Origin of the sequence: Sphingosinithalassobacter sp. CS137, from assembly GCF_014334115.1 — a bacterium.
In the GTDB taxonomy this organism is placed as follows: domain Bacteria; phylum Pseudomonadota; class Alphaproteobacteria; order Sphingomonadales; family Sphingomonadaceae; genus Sphingomonas.
In genome coordinates this window covers 2031076-2049499 of the sequence record NZ_CP060494.1, presented here as the reverse complement: position 1 = coordinate 2049499, position 18424 = coordinate 2031076, and the positions used below count along the sequence as shown (strand labels likewise).

22 protein-coding genes are annotated in these 18424 nt (G+C 68.2%); 12 read left to right on the top strand and 10 right to left on the bottom strand.

What is annotated here, in order from left to right; translation table 11 throughout:
- Window positions 1-4 precede the first annotated feature (4 nt).
- Both fliE and H7V21_RS10135 read right to left on the bottom strand, forming a co-directional pair.
- The gene (fliE, locus tag H7V21_RS10140) at window positions 5-364 is read right to left on the bottom strand and encodes a flagellar hook-basal body complex protein FliE (RefSeq protein ID WP_188053549.1); all 360 of its coding nucleotides are present in this window, start codon (window positions 362-364) and stop codon (window positions 5-7) included.
- The gene (locus H7V21_RS10135; protein ID WP_188053547.1) at window positions 361-1605 is read right to left on the bottom strand and encodes a sigma-54 interaction domain-containing protein; all 1245 of its coding nucleotides are present in this window, start codon (window positions 1603-1605) and stop codon (window positions 361-363) included. Before H7V21_RS10135 ends, fliE begins: the two co-directional genes overlap by 4 nt.
- 230 nt (window positions 1606-1835) lie before the next feature.
- Between H7V21_RS10135 and H7V21_RS16010 the strand changes: the two genes are divergently transcribed.
- Window positions 1836-3572 carry a flagellin gene (locus H7V21_RS16010; RefSeq protein WP_188053545.1) on the top strand — a complete coding sequence of 579 codons (1737 nt, stop codon included), beginning with the start codon at window positions 1836-1838 and terminating at the stop codon, window positions 3570-3572.
- Window positions 3573-3728: 156 nt separating this feature from the next.
- A complete protein-coding gene (locus H7V21_RS10125) occupies window positions 3729-4151 on the top strand; it encodes a DUF1810 domain-containing protein (protein ID WP_188053543.1) in 423 nt (140 codons plus the stop codon).
- Here H7V21_RS10125 and H7V21_RS10120 read toward each other — a convergent pair.
- The 8 genes from H7V21_RS10120 to H7V21_RS10085 form a co-directional block, all read right to left on the bottom strand.
- Complete coding sequence (locus tag H7V21_RS10120; protein ID WP_188053541.1) at window positions 4148-4885, bottom strand: sigma-70 family RNA polymerase sigma factor; 738 nt, start codon at window positions 4883-4885, stop codon at window positions 4148-4150. The genes H7V21_RS10125 and H7V21_RS10120 overlap by 4 nt on opposite strands.
- A gap of 29 nt (window positions 4886-4914) precedes the next feature.
- Window positions 4915-6999 (bottom strand): flagellar biosynthesis protein FlhA, encoded by a 2085-nt coding sequence (flhA, locus tag H7V21_RS10115; RefSeq protein ID WP_188053540.1) that lies wholly within the window; start codon window positions 6997-6999, stop codon window positions 4915-4917.
- A 4-nt stretch (window positions 7000-7003) separates the two neighbouring features.
- Window positions 7004-7852, bottom strand: a complete 849-nt coding sequence (locus tag H7V21_RS10110; protein ID WP_188056482.1) for a lytic transglycosylase domain-containing protein — start codon at window positions 7850-7852, stop codon at window positions 7004-7006.
- 104 nt (window positions 7853-7956) lie between these two features.
- Window positions 7957-8271 carry a flagellar protein FlgN gene (locus tag H7V21_RS10105; protein ID WP_188053538.1) on the bottom strand — a complete coding sequence of 105 codons (315 nt, stop codon included), beginning with the start codon at window positions 8269-8271 and terminating at the stop codon, window positions 7957-7959.
- Entirely contained in the window at window positions 8264-8557 is a 294-nt protein-coding gene (flgM, locus tag H7V21_RS10100; RefSeq protein ID WP_188053536.1) for a flagellar biosynthesis anti-sigma factor FlgM, read from the bottom strand. Before flgM ends, H7V21_RS10105 begins: the two co-directional genes overlap by 8 nt.
- Window positions 8558-8626: 69 nt before the next feature.
- Window positions 8627-9157 carry a flagella basal body P-ring formation protein FlgA gene (locus H7V21_RS10095; RefSeq protein WP_188053534.1) on the bottom strand — a complete coding sequence of 177 codons (531 nt, stop codon included), beginning with the start codon at window positions 9155-9157 and terminating at the stop codon, window positions 8627-8629.
- Window positions 9158-9212: 55 nt separating this feature from the next.
- The gene (locus H7V21_RS10090) at window positions 9213-9722 is read right to left on the bottom strand and encodes a flagellar motor protein MotB (RefSeq protein WP_262503815.1); all 510 of its coding nucleotides are present in this window, start codon (window positions 9720-9722) and stop codon (window positions 9213-9215) included.
- A complete protein-coding gene (locus H7V21_RS10085) occupies window positions 9719-10381 on the bottom strand; it encodes a MotA/TolQ/ExbB proton channel family protein (RefSeq protein ID WP_188053532.1) in 663 nt (220 codons plus the stop codon). Before H7V21_RS10085 ends, H7V21_RS10090 begins: the two co-directional genes overlap by 4 nt.
- A gap of 213 nt (window positions 10382-10594) precedes the next feature.
- Between H7V21_RS10085 and flgB the strand changes: the two genes are divergently transcribed.
- The 10 genes from flgB to flgK are packed head-to-tail and all read left to right on the top strand — an operon-like array spanning window position 10595 to window position 18420.
- A complete protein-coding gene (gene flgB / locus H7V21_RS10080) occupies window positions 10595-10948 on the top strand; it encodes a flagellar basal body rod protein FlgB (protein ID WP_188053530.1) in 354 nt (117 codons plus the stop codon).
- Window position 10949: 1 nt separating this feature from the next.
- Window positions 10950-11363, top strand: a complete 414-nt coding sequence (flgC, locus tag H7V21_RS10075; RefSeq protein WP_188053528.1) for a flagellar basal body rod protein FlgC — start codon at window positions 10950-10952, stop codon at window positions 11361-11363.
- Window positions 11363-12061, top strand: a complete 699-nt coding sequence (locus H7V21_RS10070; protein ID WP_316714810.1) for a flagellar hook assembly protein FlgD — start codon at window positions 11363-11365, stop codon at window positions 12059-12061. The genes flgC and H7V21_RS10070 overlap by 1 nt, the downstream gene beginning before the upstream one ends.
- A gap of 23 nt (window positions 12062-12084) precedes the next feature.
- Window positions 12085-13392: a flagellar hook protein FlgE gene (locus H7V21_RS10065; protein WP_188053526.1), complete on the top strand. Its 1308-nt coding sequence runs from the start codon at window positions 12085-12087 to the stop codon at window positions 13390-13392.
- A gap of 26 nt (window positions 13393-13418) precedes the next feature.
- Window positions 13419-14162 carry a flagellar basal-body rod protein FlgF gene (gene flgF / locus H7V21_RS10060; RefSeq protein WP_188053524.1) on the top strand — a complete coding sequence of 248 codons (744 nt, stop codon included), beginning with the start codon at window positions 13419-13421 and terminating at the stop codon, window positions 14160-14162.
- A 12-nt stretch (window positions 14163-14174) separates the two neighbouring features.
- Window positions 14175-14963 (top strand): flagellar basal-body rod protein FlgG, encoded by a 789-nt coding sequence (gene flgG, locus H7V21_RS10055; RefSeq protein ID WP_188053522.1) that lies wholly within the window; start codon window positions 14175-14177, stop codon window positions 14961-14963.
- Between the two features lies 1 nt (window position 14964).
- Window positions 14965-15651: a flagellar basal body L-ring protein FlgH gene (locus tag H7V21_RS10050; protein ID WP_262503814.1), complete on the top strand. Its 687-nt coding sequence runs from the start codon at window positions 14965-14967 to the stop codon at window positions 15649-15651.
- A gap of 20 nt (window positions 15652-15671) precedes the next feature.
- Complete coding sequence (locus tag H7V21_RS10045; RefSeq protein WP_188053518.1) at window positions 15672-16766, top strand: flagellar basal body P-ring protein FlgI; 1095 nt, start codon at window positions 15672-15674, stop codon at window positions 16764-16766.
- A complete protein-coding gene (locus tag H7V21_RS15895) occupies window positions 16763-17086 on the top strand; it encodes a rod-binding protein (RefSeq protein WP_262503813.1) in 324 nt (107 codons plus the stop codon). The genes H7V21_RS10045 and H7V21_RS15895 overlap by 4 nt, the downstream gene beginning before the upstream one ends.
- Window positions 17083-18420: a flagellar hook-associated protein FlgK gene (gene flgK / locus H7V21_RS10035; protein ID WP_188053517.1), complete on the top strand. Its 1338-nt coding sequence runs from the start codon at window positions 17083-17085 to the stop codon at window positions 18418-18420. The genes H7V21_RS15895 and flgK overlap by 4 nt, the downstream gene beginning before the upstream one ends.
- Window positions 18421-18424: the final 4 nt, after the last annotated feature.

Here is an 18424-nt window from a genome sequence, read left to right as displayed (position 1 = left end):
CGGATCAGACCGGCATGCTCATGATGTCGCGATAGGCGGAGAGAAGCTTGTTGCGGACCTGCAGCGTCGCTTCGAAGCCAACCGAGGCCTGCTGGCGCGCGAGCATCACCTTGGCGATATCCACCGTCTCGCCGCGCTCATAGGCCGCGGAGAGCGCTCCCGCTTCCTGCTGGCTCTGGTTCACCTCGCGGACCGCGCTGGTGAAGGTGTCGGTGAAGCTGGTGCGCTGCGGCTCCACGGGTGCGGGCGTGCCGGCAGTCTGCTGCGCCCGGTTGAGCGCGGCATTGCGCTCGAGGATCTGGGCGCGCAGCTCCATCACCCGATCGACGCCCATCGCGGCGCCGGGTCCGCCGACGCCGCTCATGCCGACATCGCCCGGGCGATATCGTCACCCTGCTCGCGCGCCTTGGCTAGCCGATAGCGCAAGGTACGCTCGGAAATGCCGAGCCGCCGCGCGGTTTCGATCCGGCTGCCGTTGCAGGCCGCCAGCGTCTCACGGATCGCGTGAAATTCGGACATCTGGACGATGTTGCTCAGCTTCGCGCCGGCTTCCACTCGGTTCTCGGGCCGCCGGTCGAAGAGGATGTGCTCGGCGCCGATCGCATCGGCGGGTGCCAGCAGCAGCGCGCGCTGGATCACATTCTCCAGCTCGCGAACATTGCCCGGCCAGTCGTGCGCAGTCAGTTCGGCGAGCGCACCGGGCGCAAGCCAGGGCAATGCAGCCCGTCCGCCCCCGTGACGGACGATCATCGCCGCCGCGAGCGCCGGAATGTCGCCGGGGCGTTCGGCAAGTGCCCTGGTGGTCAAGGGAAAGACGCTGAGCCGATAATAAAGGTCGGCGCGGAAGCGGCCGGCTTCGACTTCGCCCTGCAGATCGCGGTTGGCGCATGCGATCACCCGCACGTCGATCTTCTCGGGAAGCGTACCGCCGATCGGCACCACTTCGCGCTCCTGAAGCGCGCGCAGCAGCTTCGCCTGGAGCTGGAGCGGCATTTCCGCGATCTCGTCGAGCAGCAGCGTGCCACCGTGCGCCGCGCGGAAGAAGCCCTGGCCGCCCGACGAGGCGCCGGTGAAGGCGCCTTTCTGATGACCGAACAACATGGCTTCGAGCATCGATTCCGGCAGCGCTGCACAGTTGATCGCCACGAACGGTCCGTCGCGCCGCGACGAGCCCTCGTGAATGGCGCGTGCGAGCACTTCCTTGCCGGTTCCGGTCGGGCCGTTGATCAATACCGTGATGTCGGCGCTCGCGACGCGCTCGGCGAGCGCCAGCAGCGCAAGGCTCTCCGGATCGGCTGCCACGGGCGCCGAGGGGCCGCGCAGGAAGGCGCTGGCGAAGCCGATGCCGGTCGCCGCCTCTTCGGGCGAATAGCAGACGCGGGCGGCACTGCCGTCGCGGAAGGGGACTGCGGCGCAGCCGTCGTTCCCGATCACCAGCGTACGTGCGGCCACCGGCGGTGTCTCGCCCTGTGCGACCAGGAACAAGTCGCCGGACGCAGGCTTGCCGCTCTCGCACGAGCCGATTTCGAAACCCTGAGCGCGCAGCGCCGAAACCAGCGCATATTTCTGTCGCAGCACTGCGGCGGACGGATAGATCGTGCCCATGAAATCCCCCCTGTCGCGCTGCTTCTGGGGGAAAGGTGGTAAACGAGCCGTTAAGTCTGTTCGATTCCGCAACGATTTTCACCGCGCCGCGCGCATTGCCTCTACGCGCGCACGCGCGCGAGAGCGAGTTTCTGCTTAATGCCGCGGATCGGCGGTCGTTCTCAGGGCTGGCGGCTCGGGCTCCCGTTCAGGGGGGACGCGGGAAGCGCCAGCACTGAGGAGACTTGGACATGACTGTTATCGGTACGAACATCGCGTCGCTGCGCGCGTCGAATGCGTCGATGGGCGCAACGGCGTCGCTGCAGACCGCCATGGAGCGTCTGTCGACCGGCAAGCGGATCAACAGCGCGAAGGACGATGCGGCTGGCCTTGCCATCGCGAGCCGCATGACGAGCCAGGTTCGCAGCATGGCGGTCGCCATCCGCAATGCGAACGACGGCATTTCGCTCGCCCAGACCGCCGAAGGATCGCTCGGCGAAGTCACCAACATGCTTCAGCGCATGAAGGAACTGGCCACTCAGTCGGCGAACGGCACGCTCGGAACGATCGAGCGCTCAACGCTGCAGTCGGAAATGGACCAGCTGGTCGCCGAGATCGACAATGTCTCGAAAACCGCCAACTTCAACGGCGTGAAGCTGCTCGACGGTTCGCTCAAGGCCCTGACGCTGCAGACCGGCATCAACGCCGGCGAGACGATCAGCGTGTCGATGGTGGCCGCGTCGACCGGCAAGCTGGGTCTGCTGGCGCTCGAAGGAAGCGCCAGCGGCGGTAACGTCGGCGCGACTGCGCTGGCGGCGGGCAGCGTGACGATCAACGGTGTCGCGATCGGCGCTTCCACCGATGGATCGGCAGCGGCAAAGGCGGCCGCGATCAACGCGAAGTCTGAGGAAACCGGCGTCACCGCGACCGCGACCAACGCCGTCTCGCTGACCGTCGACGCGAGCAAGTTCACCACCCAGGCGCCGAACAGCGTCACGCTGACGGTCGATACCGGCGAGATCGCCGAGGCGCTCAGCCTCACGATCGGCGGCGAGACGGTCACGCTTACCGCTGCCGACGAGACCGCCGGCAGCGTGCAGGCGCTGGCCGATCGCATCAACGCCACGTCGGCCGTCACCGACGCGGGCTATGTCGCGTCGGTCGATACCGGAAAGCTGGTGCTGACGCGTGCCGACGGCGGCGATATCGAATTCGCGGCCGGCGATGCGGTCTTCACTGCGGCGACTGACTTCGAGGGCGAAACCGTCGCGCTCACCAGCCTGTCGACCGGCGTGACCGCCGAAGGTCCGGAAGCCGAAGCGATCACGATCAAGGTGGGCGATACCGACGTCGCTCTGGCCGGCACCGAAACCGACGTCGACGACCTGGTGGCGACCATCAACGACGCCGATGGCGTGTCCGATGCCGGTATCGTCGCGTCGAACGTCGACGGCAAGCTGGTGCTGACCGCCGCCGACGGAGGGAACGTCGCGCTGAAGGGCGCCAACGGCGTGTTCACTGCGGCCACTGGCGCCGACGGTGAAGCCATGGATCTGACGGCGATCGACTCCACCGGCGTGACGGCCACCGGAACGGTCGCACTCTCGGCCGAGGAAGGCGAACTGGTCGCCATCTCCGGCACCGAGGCGGGACTCACCGCCACCGGGCTGACTGCGACGAACACCACGCTCGCGATCAGCAGCCAGACCGAGGCTTCGGATGCGCTGGCGGTGATCGACGCGGCGCTCGACAAGATCTCGGCGAGCCGCGGTGATCTGGGTGCGGTGCAGAACCGCCTCCAGTCGACGGTCAACAATCTGAGCACGATCTCGACCAATCTCGAAGAGGCGCGCAGCCGGATCGAGGACGCCGATTTCTCGGCCGAGACGACTGCGCTCGCAAAGGCGCAGATCCTGGCGCAGGCATCGACTGCGATGCTCGCCCAGGCCAACCAGAGCCAGCAATCGGTTCTGCAGCTGCTCCGCTAAGGCTGTGCCGGTCGGGGGCGTCACCCCCCTGACAGGCGCGCCCGACCGGTCAACTCCCTCGCAAGAGGGGGCGCACGGGAGCCCCGACGGCCCATGCCGCCGGGGCTCTTCGCGTGCGGAGTTGACGCAGCGGCCGGCCGGCGCGAAGCCGAACCAATGGTAGCGAACGAACTCGATCGTTTCGTCGCGGCGCAGCGCGACAGCTATGCCGCTGCGCTCGCCGAGCTGCGCGCCGGCGACAAGCGCGGTCACTGGATGTGGTTCGTCTTTCCGCAGATCGCCGGGCTCGGCCGTAGCGCGCAAGCGCAACGCTATGCGATCGTCGACCGCGCCGAGGCGTGCGCCTATCTGGCGCATGACCAGCTCGGGCCCAGGCTTGTCGAGTGCAGCGAGGCGGTGCTCGACTGGCGCGGGCGCAGAACGGCCGAGGCGATGCTCGGCGACATCGATGCGATGAAACTGCGCTCGTCGATGACTCTGTTCGAGGCGGTAAGCGGCGATGCGCGGTTCGCCGCGGTTCTCGACGGCTTCTATTCGGGCGCGCGCGACGATCGGACGCTGGCGCTGCTCGACCGCTAGCCGAGCCGCGCCCGCAACGCCTTCTTCAGGCGCGCATGCGCCGCCGACTTGATCTGGCAGACGCGCGCGGCTCCGACTCCGATCACCTGGCCGATTTCCTCGAGGTTGAGTTCCTCGACGTAATAGAGCTGGATCACCATCGCCTCGCGCTCGGGCAGGCCCGCGATCGCCTCGATCAGTGCTTCGCGCTGATCGGCTTCGGCGAGCTGATCGAAGGCATCGGGCTCGTCGGCCATGAACCAGGGCGCCTCGTCCGAATAGACGTCATCGATCGAATCGAAGCGGATCGCCTCGGCCGTGGCATATTCCAGCCGCAGCTTCTCCGGCGTGATTTCCAGCTTTTCCGCCACTTCGCTATCGGTGGGTGTGCGGCCGAGACTCTCGGAAAGGCTGGCCACCGCGCCGTTGTACGCGCGCCGCCGCCGCATCGCGCCGCGAGTCAGCGTTGCCTGTCGCCGAAGCTCGTCGATCATCGCGCCGCGCAGCCGCGTCATCAGATAGCTTTCGAAGCTCACCTGCCCGCGATCCTCAAACGCGCTCGCCGCCTCGACCAGCGCGACCAGCCCGATCTGGATCAAATCCTCGACATCGACGATCGTGCTCATCGATCCGTGGATGTGCCAGGCGACCCGGCGCACCGTGTGCAGATGGCGGCGGACCAGCGCCTCCGCCTCGCGTTCGGACGAAGGAGTGCGCGAATAGGTAAGCGGCGACTGCGCGGCGGCTGCCGTCATGGCATCGATCTTCCTTTGGGGAGCTGCGGTCATGCGGGAAGCGCCTCCGGCGCACCGATCACCGCGACGACCTCGACGGGCTTCTCCTCGGGTACTTCGAAGAAGCTCATCACCGGCGTGTCGGGCAGCACGCTCTTCACGAGCTTGCGAATCGCGCGCCGGATCGAAGGCTGGACGACGAGGACGAAGGGCTTGGCCTCGGCGATCAGCGGGGCCGCGGCATGGCTGAGCGCCTGGGCGATCCGCTGGCCAAGGTCTGGCTCGATCGTGTGCCGATTCGATCCGTCGGCGCGAACCGCCTGCCCCAGCAGCGCCTCGAGCTGCCCTTCCAGCGTCATCACGCGCAGCGGCTCGCGCACGCCGCAGAGCTTCTGAATGATGAGCGCGCCGAGCTCGGGCCGGATCAGCTCGATGATCTCCTCGGCGTCGGGCGTCCGCTGCGCGGCCACCGCGATCGCGGCGGCAATGCGGCGGAATTCCTTGAGCGGAATGCTCTCGGCCAACAGCCCGCGCAGCACCTGCGTCAGCGTGGTGAGAGGCAGCGGCTGCGGCGACAGCGCCGCGACGAGCTGTGCCGCACGGTCCTTCAGCCCGTCGAGCAGCGCCTGCACCTCGTCGGGGCCGAGCAGATCCGACGCGTTCTGGAGCAGCATCTGATTGAGGTGCGTGGCGACGACCGTGCCCGGATCGACCACGAGATACCCCGCGCCGGTCGCGGCGTCGGCGTCGCCCGGATTGACCCAGATCGCGTCGAGCCCGAACGTCGGATCCTTGCAGGGTTTGCCGTGAATCGAGCCCGCGGCTTCCCCGGTGTCGAGCGCCAGCATCTCGTCGGGCGAGACCGAATCCTCGCCCACCACCACGCCGCCGATCAGGATGCGATAGGTGAAGGGCGGCAGATTGATGTCGTCGCGCACCCGCACCTGCGGCACGACGAACCCCAGCTCCTTCGAGAGCTGGCGGCGCACGCCGGTGATGCGGCCCATGAGCGGGCCGCCGCGGCGCTCGTCGACCAGCGGCACGAGGCCGTAGCCGATGTCGAGCATGACGTGGCAGCTGTCGGTCACCTCGTCCCAGCCGATCCTGGAGAGGTCGGCCGGTTCGGTAGCCACCGGCTCGGGCGGCGGCGGTCGGTTCGCAATCGCACGGAGCTTCCAGGCGGCGAAACCTGCGCCGGCAGCGGCAGGCAGGATGACGAGCGCGGGCATTCCGGGGAGGATGCCCAGCAGTCCCAGAATGACCGCCACCGGCGTCCAGGTGCGATGGCTGCCGAACTGGCTACCGATCTGTCCGGCGAGATCGTGGCTCGAAGTGACGCGCGTGACGATCGCGGCAGCGGCGATCGAAAGCAGCAGCGCCGGGATCTGCGCCACCAGCGCGTCGCCGATCGCCAGCAGCACATAAGTCTGTGCGGCGTCGCCCACGCTCATCTGATGCGTGATCGTGCCGAGGATCAGGCCGCCGAGGATGTTGATCGCGAGGATCAGCAGACCAGCGATCGCATCGCCCTTCACGAACTTGGACGAACCATCCATCGCGCCGTAGAAATCTGCTTCGGTCGATACTTCGATGCGGCGCGCGCGTGCCTCGTCCGGCGTAATGAGGCCGGCGTTGAGGTCGGCGTCGATCGCCATCTGCTTGCCCGGCAGCGCATCGAGCGTGAAGCGCGCCGAGACTTCGGAGACGCGGCCGGCGCCCTTGGTCACCACGATCATGTTGATGATGATCAGGATCGAGAAGACGAGCAGTCCGACCACATAGTCGCCGCCGATCAGGAAGGTGCCGAACGCCTCGATCACATGCCCTGCGGCGGCCTCGCCTTCGTGGCCATGGACGAGCACGACGCGCGTCGAGGCGACGTTCAATCCGAGCCGAAACAGCGTGACGAAGAGCAGCACGGTGGGGAAGGCGGAGAAATCGAGCGGCTTCTGCGCATTGAGCGCCACCATGAGCACGGCGAGCGAGATCATGATGTTCATGATGAAGAAGGCGTCGAGCAGGAACGCCGGGATCGGGACCACCATCAGCGCCACGAGCAGCAGGATCGCGAGTGGCAGCGCGAAACTCTTCATCGCGGGTCCGAACGAAGCGGGCGAAAGCGAAACGGCAGTCATTCGGTCAGCCCCCCAGGCTCGCGAGCATCAGATAGGCGAGCCGCGCAGTGTCGGGCGTGGGGCGCAGCGGATCGACCTGACGCAGCGTGTTCAGATTGGCGAGCGTCGTTTCGACCCACGGCGTGTCGCCCGCGACCGCGCGCGTCCCGGGGATCACGGCCCCGCCGTTCGCGAGCGCACGAACCTCGGCCGCGCCACTCGGCAACGCCGAGGCGAGTCCGGTCGCACCGACGGCAGCGGCGCCGCGGTCGAGCTTCGCGGCGAAGCCCCGATAAATTTCGGAGAGCGATTTCGGCTGGCCGTTCGCCGCATAGAAGATGTTGCGATTCGCGCGCGCCGCCGCGGGAAACATCGACGCTCCCGACCGGCCAGGGTTCGTCTCCAGCGCTCCAAGGAAGGAGCGCGCACCGCCCAGGCCAAGAAAATGCGCCATGTAGAGATCGGTCCCGTTGGTGGCGCGGCCGAGCGACGATTCGAGGGCAGCCTGATTGTCGGACGCGTGTTCGGCGGCCATCAGTGCGGCGACCTGGGGATTGGTGCGCAGATCGAGAATCGCGCTGCGCGTCGCGGGGTCCGCGACGGTGAAGCGTCCGCTCGCACTCTGGCGAATATTGTCGGACGCCCAGCCGAGGCCGTGCTTCTCGCCATGTTCTTTGACGACGGCGAGCCAGCTCTGCTCGATGAATTGATAGAGGCCGGTCGCGCTGGAGGTGCGGGCGCGCGCATCGGCCCGCATCCCGCTTTCGACCTGCGCCTGGCCAAGCAGATAGTTGAAGTCGACGCCGGTACGCCGGCTGGCCAGCGCGATCGCCGACTGGACGTCCGCAGTGTTTCCGATCGAAGCGACGTTCATCGAACCCTGATCCGATTTCCCCTGGGTGCGGGAACGGATCAGCAAGGAGCGTGCCAGTCTAGCAGCTGTGGCCGGTTCGGCTCAGCGGAAAGCGCCGCAAAGGCTCAGCCGTAGGCGAGCCGCAGCCCAGGGCGGTAGGCGGGTGCCGCCACACCGGCAAGATCCTGCAGGCGCCGGCGGACATTTGCCGCCATCAGGTTGACGTAGATACGCGCCATTTCGTTCAGGCGATGTGCCTCGGCGGCGAGCTCGCGGATTTGCGCGTCGGGCGGAGTCGCTTCGTGCGCGGCGACCGCTTCGATCGCGGCGAGCTTGGTCTGAGTCGCCGATTCTAGCGCAGCGACGTCGTTTGCCTTGAGCGCGGCGATCTCCGCGTGAAGGGCCTCGATCACTGCGACCAGCGCGTCCTGCCTAGTCATGGGGCTTCCAGCTCATCTTGAGCGCGAGCAGCCGGTCGGCGATGGTCGACGGCACGAGCGGGAAGGTTCCGTCCGCGATCGCCTTGCGGATGCGCGCGACACGATCGGCATCGACCGGTGGCTCGGCGGCCATCGCCGCAGAGAGCAGCGTCGCACCGGGCGCCTCGGCACTCTGCGACGTCGCACCCTCTACCGCGCGCGCCGCGACGACGGGCTCGGCAGGGCCGACCGGCGCCGGACGGCGCTCGATCGCGCTAGCCGGTTTGCTGCCGATAGGATCCACCATGTCCGCATTCCTCGCTTTGCTGCCGACACCGGAAGAAACGGCCGTCGGCAACGGCGCTTTAGCAGAAAATCAATCGGTCCATCCAGGAAGGGTCGCGCGGCCCGGTTGGACGGCGACCGCCTGGATCGGCGGTTCGCGCTCCTCGACCCGCACCAGCAGGCGCGCGCCCGGGGCCGCATCGCTCATCGCGATCCCGTCGCGCGTGATCGAAAAGCCCTGCGCGCCTGCCTCGACCGTGATCGGATCGCCGCGGCGGATCACCAGTTCCTGATCCGCCGGACGCGTCGATCCCTGCGCGGCTGCCGCCTGCGCCTGCGCCGCGGGTGCGGCGTCGACCGGGACGAAGATGCGCCAGCTGGGCGCCATGCAGCGCACCACCACGGCATCATGGGCATCGGTGCGCCATTCGAGCTGCGGTGCGGCGCAGGCAGCAAGCCGCAGCCGGCGATCGACTGCCGTGCGTGCGCCACCCTCCTCGCCAATCGCCTTGCCGGTGAATTGGGCGACCAGCGTGTCGAGCGCTTCGGTGGACTGGAAGTCCTGCGCGGCGGCGGGCGTCGCAGCGATGAGCGCGGACGCGGGCAGCAAGAGCTTCAGCATGATCTTCTCCTTCGTTATCGGCGCCTGCGCAGCAACAATCGTGCCGGGCCAACGGTCATTGCGGCACGCCCGCGTATCCAAGCGTCAGCACCGCGCGGCGCCGGCCGTCCGCAGTGGCGATCTCGATCCTGTCCGGCGCGACGGCGCCGCCACGCACCAGCAGGGCGGCGACGGCCCGCGCCCGGTCGGCAGCGAGGATCGCAGCGCTGCCGGTCGCTAAGTCGCGATCGGCAGCGTCGCGCCCCGCCTCTCCGGTCACCGTGATCCGCGTGCGCGGGTCACGCGCGGCATCGCGCGCCCAGGCGACGACATGCGCGGCCGGCGGCAACACTGCCGATCCGGGCGCGAAGCCTTCGAGAATCGCCGCGGCGACCGGCATCGCCGGACGCGGCTCCGCAGCGGGCGCATCGAAGGCGGCGCGGAAGCCCGAGGCGAGAAGCCGCGGTTCGGCCTGTGTCGCCTGCAGAAAGACGAAGAAGCCCATGAGCAGCAGGCCAAGATCGGCGAGTGTCGTCAGCCACACGGGCCGGGCGTTGCGCGCGCCCTCTTCGGAAATGTCGATCATGCCGCGATCTCGTGCGGCGCCCGAACGCCCGCTGGCTGAATCGAGGCAAGCGCCACCAGCGGTGCCTCCAGCCGCAGCCGCTCCTGTGCCTCGACGCGCGCAAGCCGCCGCAGCCGCGCCGCGACCGGCAGCGCCACCAGGCTCGCCAGCACCGCGCCATAGAGGGTGGTGAGCAGCGCCACTGCCATCGCTCCGCCGATCGCCGCGGGATCGCTCATCGTCGTGAACATCCGAACCAGCCCGATCAGCGTGCCGATCATTCCCATCGCCGGCGCCGCTTCGGCGGCCGCCGCCCAGAGTTCCGCCGCCGCGCGGTGGCGCTCGGCGCGCGCGCTACGGCGGCGCGCGACCAGTTCCGCCACGGCATCGGCACGCGCGCCATCGACAATGGCTTCGACGGCGGCTGCGACATCGGCGTCTGCGATGACCGCACGGTCGAGCGCGATCACGCCATGCCGCCGCGAAATACGCGTCAGCGCCGCGACCTGCGCGAGCAGCGGCTCGGCGTCGAAGCGGCGGCGCCCGAGCACGCGCAGGGCGGCCACTCCGCGGACCAAGTCGCGGCCCGGAGTCCGGAGCGCCACCGCGAGCATTGTCCCGCCTCCGACGATGGCGAGTGCGAGCGGATCGAGGAAGGGAGCGAGGTCGGCGGCTGTCATGCTCCGCGCGATGCAATCCGCAGGCCAACTCCCCGCTCAAGCCCCTCGCCGGACCATTCGCGACCGTTCCGGCAACCGGTTGCCGCCGATCCGGCAAAAACCTGCCGCTCCTGCCGATCGCAAACGGCACCCGAGGGTTCTCGAGGCGCCGAAGCGCAATTGGCACGCCCATTGCTTGGAATGCGGACGAACCTTGTGCGGGAGATGTGCACGATGTCGAACGATGGCCTTTTCGGTGTGCATGGCGCGGCGCTGACCGTGCGCTCGCAGCGCATGGGCATGCTCGCATCCAACATCGCGAATGCGTCCACGCCAGGATATCTGGCGAAGGACATCGACTTCCGGGCAGCGCTCGCCGGACTGGAGGCGTCGGGGGGCGCATCCGACCAGGCGATCGCGCAGGCGACGCTCTACCGTGTTCCGGTCCAGCCCAGCGCGGACGGCAATACGGTAGAGCTCGCCACGGAGCAGACCGCCTTCGCCGAGAATGCCGTCGCCTATCAGACGACGCTGTCGTTCCTGAACGGGCGGATCAACACCATCACGCGCGCCTTGAGGGGGGAGTAAGATGCCCGATCAACCGCTCACCATCTTCCAGGTCGCGGGTCGCGCCATGTCAGCGCAGCTCGTGCGGATGAACACCACGGCCTCCAACCTCGCGAACGCCGGCACCGTCGCCTCGAGCGCAGACGGGGCCTATCGCACGCTAAAGCCCGTGTTCCGCACGCATTTCGACGCGGCGAGCGGCATGTCGACCGTCGATGTCGAGCGCGTCGTCAACGCGGGTACGGAACCCACGCGGCGCTACGATCCCGGCAATCCGATGGCCGATGCCGACGGCAATGTCTGGGAGAGCGCGGTCGACGAGACGCAGGAGCTGGTCGACATGCTCGAAACCGCCCGGAACTATCAGAACAATGTCGAAGTGCTCGCGACCGCGAAGTCGCTGATCCTCGACACGATCAAGCTGGGCCGCGGCTGATGAGCAGCTTCGATTCCACCCTCGCCACCCTCGGCATCGGCCGCACGACACCGTCGAACGCCGCGACCGCCTCGGCGAACACCGCCAATCTTGGCCGGACCGAGATGGATCAGAGCGACTTTCTGACGCTCATGACCGCGCAGCTGAAGAATCAGGATCCGTTCGAGCCGGTCGACAACAGCCAGATGGTCGCCCAGATGGCGCAATTCTCGAGTCTCGCCGGCATCAGCGAGATGAACTCGACGCTGAAGGCGATCTCCGAGCGGCTGGGCGGAACGACGACCGCCGATGCGCTGTCCTGGGTCGGCAAGACCGTGCTCGTCGAAGGCGACACTGCCTATCCGCGCACCGATGGCACGATGGGGGGCACGATCGTCCTTGGCGCCGATGCCAGCGACGTCACCGTGACAATCGAAAATGGCGACGGCGCGATCCTGAAGACGGTGCAGCTCGGCGCGCGGAGCGCGGGCGCGATCGACTTCGAATGGGACGGCACGACCGACAGCGGCGACGCACCCGGTGCCGGGCCGTTCCGCATCCGCGTCGGCGCGATGAACGCCGAAGGCGAAACCGTCGAAGCGACTCCGCTGGTCTGGGCTCCGGTCACTGCGGTCGCATTCGACGCGGGCGGCGAACCCGTCCTCACCCTTCCTGGCATCGGCCAGATCTCTCCCTCCGCCGTCCTCAAGGCCGGCTGAGCCCGCAAACAGGAGTAACCCGAATGTCCTTCTACACTTCGCTCAGCGGGCTGCAGGCCGCGCAGACCGACATGTCGACGATCTCGCACAATCTCGCGAACGTCTCGACCAACGGCTTCAAGCGCTCGACGACGCAGTTCGCCGACGTGATCGCCTCGACCGCCAATTCGAACCCGACCCAGATGGTCGGATCGGGCACCGTCGTGAAATCGGTGCGCCAGCAGTTCAGCCAGGGCGGCTATACCCAGTCGAGCTCGGCGCTCGACATCGCGATTTCGGGCGACGGCTTCTTCGCAATGAAGGGCGAGGGATCGTCGGGCGTGATGTTCACGCGCAACGGCAGCTTCAAGGTCGACAGCGACCGCTATGTCACCGACGCACAGGGCAACAAGCTGCAAGTCTATCCGGTCGACGGTTCGGGCGCGGTGGTGGCGACGGGGGTCGATTCCACCGTGGCGCTGCGCCTGCCGCAGACCAGCGGCACGCCGCAGGCGACCGAGAATGTCGCGCTGTCGCTCAATCTCTCGGCCAATTCGCCGATCCCGGCCAACGCCGCCCGGTTCGACGAGGAAACGCCCTATACGTTCAACCGCTTCGATCCGGGCACCTACAATCAGTCGGCCCAGACGACGATCTACGATGCGAACGGCAACGCGCTGACGCTGACCAATTATTTCGTCCGCGAGGCCTCGCCCACGGTCGATAACCAGACCTCGAACTGGAAGGTCTATTCGTTCGTCGGCGACCAGCAGCTGAGTGCGGGTGACGCGGGCGACGGCGAGCCGCTTCCGATCACGCTCGAATTCGACGCGACCGGCAAGCTGACCGCGCCATCGGCACCCACGACGTTCAGCGGCTTCCTGGCGCCCGGCGCTACTTCCGAACAGGTGCTCACGCTCGACTTCGGCAATGCCACCACGCAGGTCGGCTCGCCGTTCAGCGTCAACGCGCGCAGCCAGGACGGCGCCGCGGTAGGCCAGTTCGAAGGCGTCACCATCGGCGACGACGGCATCGTCCGCGCGAGCTTCTCGAACGGCGACAGCCAGCCGCTCGGCAAGGTGGTGCTCGCCAACTTCTCCAATCCGTCGGGATTGCGCCAGCTGGGCAATTCGACCTGGTCGGCGACCGGCCTCTCGGGCGAACCGCGGCTCGGCGAGCCCGGCACCAACGGCTTCGGCGGTCTGATGGCGGGCGCGGTCGAGCGCTCGAACGTCGACATCACCGAGGAACTGGTCGGGCTGATCGCCGCACAGCGCAACTTCCAGGCGAACGCCAAGGCGCTCGATACCGCGAGCCAGATCTCGCAGACCATCTTCAACATCCGCAGCTGATCGCAGCCGCGGCGGGAGGACAGGACATGGATCGGCTCGTCTACACGGCACTTTCGGGGCTGCGCAGCCAGATGGCGGCGCAGGCTTCGATCGCGAACAACATCGCGAATGCCTCGACCGTGGGCTATCGCGCCGACCGGGTCTCGTTCGACCGCATGCTGGTGTCCGGCGATGGCCTCGCCTCGCGCCAGCTCGCGACGGAGCAGGTGCTCGACGCCGATCGGCGACCCGGCGCGCTCGTCCAGACCGGTCGCCCGCTCGACGTGGCGGTCGCCGGCGAAGCATGGATCGCAGTGCAGGCGGGCGACGGCAGCGAGGCCTATACCCGGCGCGGCGACCTGCAGGTCGCGCCGTCGGGCGTGCTGGAGACCGGCGACGGTTTTCCGGTGATGGGGTCGGGGGGCCCCATCACGGTCCCGCCGCATCAATCGATCGCGATCGCCGCCGATGGCAGCGTCTCGATCGTGCCGCCGGGCGGCGACCCCACGCAGCCGCAGATCATCGATCGGATCAAGCTCGCCAGTCCCGAGGGATCGGATACGGTGAAGGGGCTCGACAATCTGCTCCACGTTCGCGGCGGCGGCGCCCTGCCCTCCGATCTCGACGCCCGCGTCGAAACGGGCACGCTCGAGCAGTCGAACGTCAATCTCACGCAGGCGCTGGTCGACATGATCGAGAACCAGCGCGCCTATGAGGTCCAGGCCAACCTCCTGAAAGAGGCCAAGAGCATGGACGAAAGCACCGCATCGCTGATGCGGATGCCCGGTTAAGGAGGACAAGCAATGGGTTCCGCCGCACTGCACATCGCGCGCACCGGGCTCGACGCCCAGGACATGCGCATGCGCGTGATCTCGAACAATCTGGCGAACGTGAATACGACCGGGTTCAAGCGCGACCGCGCCTCGTTCCAGACGCTCGCCTATCAGGTGGTGACCGCGCCCGGATCGGCGAGCACCGCCGATACCCAATATGCCACCGGCATCAATCTGGGCACCGGCGTGCGCATCCAGGGCACCGCGCGGATCGAGACCCAGGGTTCGCTCCAGACGACGGGCAATGCGCTCGACCTGGCGCTGGACGGCAACGGCTATTTCCAGGTGCAGCTGCCCGGTGGCCAGCTCGGCTACACCCGCGCCGGCAACTTCTCGCGCAGCGCCGAAGGCATGCTGGTCACGTCCGAAGGCTATCAGCTGATGCCCGGCATTACCGTTCCGGAAGGAGCGACGTCGATCACCATCGGCACCGACGGCACCGTCTCGGCGACGGTCGCGGGGCAGACCGAGCCGAGCACGCTCGGGCAGATCCAGATCGCCAGCTTTCCCAATTCGGCGGGGCTGCAGGCGCAGGGCGACAATTATCTGATCGAGACCGCCGCCTCGGGCGCCGCCAATCTGGGCAATCCAGGCGAGGACGGCCGCGGCAACATCCGCCAGGGCATGCTCGAAGGCTCGAACGTCAACGTCGTCGAGGAACTCGTCGACATGATCGAAACCCAGCGCGCCTATGAGGTCAATTCGAAGATGATCTCGGCAACCGACGAGATGCTGCAATATGTCAACCAGAACGTCTGACATGCGCTCGGCACGCTTTCTCGCCGGCCTCGCCCTTGGTTCGGCCGCCGTCGCCGTGCTGGCGTTCAGCGCGGCTCCGGCCGAGGCGCAGCGCCGCGACGCCGATCCGCAGTTCGCGCCCGCCGTGCCGATCGCGCAACCGGCGCCGCCCGCCAACGGCGGCATCTTTCAGGCGAGCCAGGGTTATGCGGCGCTGTACGAGGGCCAGCGCGCCCGCCGCGTGGGCGATCCGCTGACGATCGTTCTGGTCGAGCGCACGAGCGCCTCCAAATCGGCGGGCACCAACCTCGACAGCTCGGGCGGATTTTCGATCCTACCACCGACCACCGGGCCGCTCTCGCTGTTCAGCCCGAGCGACGCCACGTTCGGCGGCAATCGGGGATTCCAGGGCGGCGGCACCGCGGATCAGGCCAATGCGCTTTCCGGGGAGATCACCGTCACCGTCGCCGAACTGCTCGGCAACGGCCTGATGGTGGTCCAGGGCGAGAAGCGGCTGACGCTCAATCGCGGCGACGAATTCGTCCGCATCCGCGGCATCGTCCGTACTGCGGACGTCGACGCCTATAACCGCGTCGCATCGACTCGCGTCGCCGATGCGCAGATCAGCTACACCGGCCGCGGCGACCTCGCCCGGGCGAGCCGGCAGGGCTGGCTCAGCCGCTTCTTCCAGATCATCAGCCCCTTCTGAGCCGACGGAGAGACGCCGCCATGACTCGCTTGCTCCTCGCCCTGCTCGCCGGCCTGATCGCGATCCAGCCCGCTGCCGCGCAGCGCGTGAAGGATCTCGGCGGCTTCCAGGGCATCCGTTCGAACCAGCTGACCGGCTATGGCATCGTCGTCGGCCTGCCCGGCACGGGCGACGACAATCTCGAATATACGGTCCAGTCGATGCGCGGCGTCGCGTCGCGCTTCGGGCTGCAGCTGCCGCCGGGGGTCAATCCGGCGCTCAAGAACGCGGCGGCTGTGATGATCACGGCCGAGCTGCCGCCGTTCGCCAAGCCGGGCCAGCGGCTCGACATCACCGTATCGGCCATGGGCCGGGCGCGCAGCCTGCGCGGCGGCACGCTGATCCTCAGTCCGCTGCTGGGCGCGGACGGCGAAATCTATGCGATGGCGCAAGGCAACCTCGCGGTGGGAGGGCTCGGCGCCGAGGGCCGCGACGGATCACGGATCGTGGTCAACGTCCCATCGACCGGCCGCATTCCCGAGGGCGCTACGGTCGAGCGCGCGGTCGAGACCGGCTTCGAAACGACGCCGTATCTCACTTTCAACCTCGCGCGCTCGGACTTCACCACTGCGCAGCGCGTGGCCGACGCGATCAACCTGCGCTTCGGCGAGCAGCGCGCCCGCGCGATCGACGGCGTTTCGGTGGCGGTGATGGCGCCGCCCGGCGCCGACGTTCGCGCAACCATGATGAGCGAGATCGAGAATCTTCCCGTCGAGGCGGCGCAAGCCCCTGCCCGCGTCATCGTCAACGCCCGTACCGGAACGGTCGTCATCAACTCGGCGGTCCGGGTGCGTCCCGCCGCCGTCACGCATGGCAAGCTGACCGTGCAGATCGACGAGGCCCCGCGCATCGTGCAGCCCGCTCCGTTCAGCCGCGGGGTGACCGCGCTCGAGGAGCAAAGCTCGGTCGCGGTCGAGGAAGAGCGCAATCCGATGTTCCTGTTCGATCCGGGCCCGCAGCTTGCCGATATCGTCCGCGCGGTGAACGCCATCGGCGCCTCGCCGGCCGATTTGGTCGCGATCCTCGAAGCGCTCAAGGAAGCCGGCGCGCTCGAAGCCGAGCTGGTCATCCTGTGACCGGCCCCGCGACCATCTCGGGCGCGGCGGGGCCAACGGCGCCCGATACGTCGCGGCTCGACACGCGCGCCAATCTGGACGCGGCGGGCGCGCAGTTCGAAGCGATCTTCGTGCGAATGATGCTGTCCTCGATGCGCAGCGCGCGGCTTTCCGACGGCCTGTTCGAGAGCCAGGCGATCGACCAGTTCCGCGACATGCAGGATCAGCAGCTCGCGCAGAACATGGCGAGCCACACGCCGCTCGGCATCGGCAAGGCGATGACCGAATTCCTGTCGCGCAGCCAGCCCGAGACCGGCGGCGGCAGCGGGGGCGACGCATGAGCGACATGCTGGGGATCGGCGCTTCGGGCGTGCGCGCCTATCAGAGCGCGCTCAACACCACGTCCGAGAACATCGCCAATGCCGGCACGGCCGGATATGTGCGCCGGACGACGCAGGTACGCGAGATCGCCAGCCCCTCGTTCGCCGATGCACGGCTCAACGGATCGGGAGTCGCGATCGACGGCGTTGTCCGCTCGGGCGACGCGATCCGCAGTGCCGAGGTGCGCAACGCCGGAGCCGATCTGGCGCGCAGCGAAGCGAGCGTGACCTGGCTGGCGCGGATCGAAGGTGCGCTGACCGGCAACCAGCTCGGCGAGCGGCTGACCGCCTTCTTCAATTCGGCCAAGGCGGTCGCGGCGGATCCCGCGGCGGTCGCGCCGCGCGCGGCGATGCTCGAATCGGCTGCGGCACTCGCCTCTGCGTTCAGCGCGACCGGTGCGGCGCTCGCCGGAGCCGCTGCCGACCTAGATACGAGCGCCGATGCGGCGGTGGACGCGCTCAACAACCTCGCGACCAGCCTCGCCAAGGTGAACGGCGGCATCGGCCCCACCATGCCGGGCACCAGCGGCCATGCCGCCATGCTCGACGAGCGCGATCGGCTGCTCGAGGCGATGAGCGCACTCACCGATATCCACGTCAGCGTCGATTCCGCGGGTCGCGCCGCCGTTCGGGCGGGCGGGGCCGCCGGCCCGGTGCTGATCGACGGCACGAGTGCGGGGATCGTCACCTGCGTCGGCAACGGCGAGGGCGCGCTTTCGTTCGCCGTCCATCGCAGCGGCGAGATTCAGACGCTCGTGCCCGCTGCGGGGGCGCTTGCCGGCACGGCTGAAGGCGCTCAGCGGATCGCCGCCGCCCGGGCCGAACTCGATCTGCTGGCGACTGCCTTCATCGACGGCGCCAACGCGGTTCAGGCCAGCGGTCAGGACCTCGACGGGCAGCAGGGGATGCCGCTGTTCACGCCCGGAGAGACGCCCGCGCAGATCACTGTCGCGCTGCACGATCCGCGCGGAATCGCAGCGGCGTTGCCGGGAGGCGGCACGCGCGACAACGGAAATCTCGCCGGCTTCGAGGCGCTGCGCAGCGATGCAGGCTTCGAGAACAGGGTGACGACGCTGATCACGTCGAACGCATCGGCGCTTTCGGGTCGGCGCTCGGTCGCAGAGGCGCAGGCCACGATGCGCGACAATGCCGTCGCAGTCCGCGACGCGGGCGCCGCCGTCAACCTCGACGAGGAAGCCGTCGATCTCATCCGCTTTCAGCAAGCGTTTCAGGCGTCGGGCCGCGTGATCCAGGTCGCGCGCGAGACGCTGCAGGCGATTCTCGACATCCGGTAGGCTC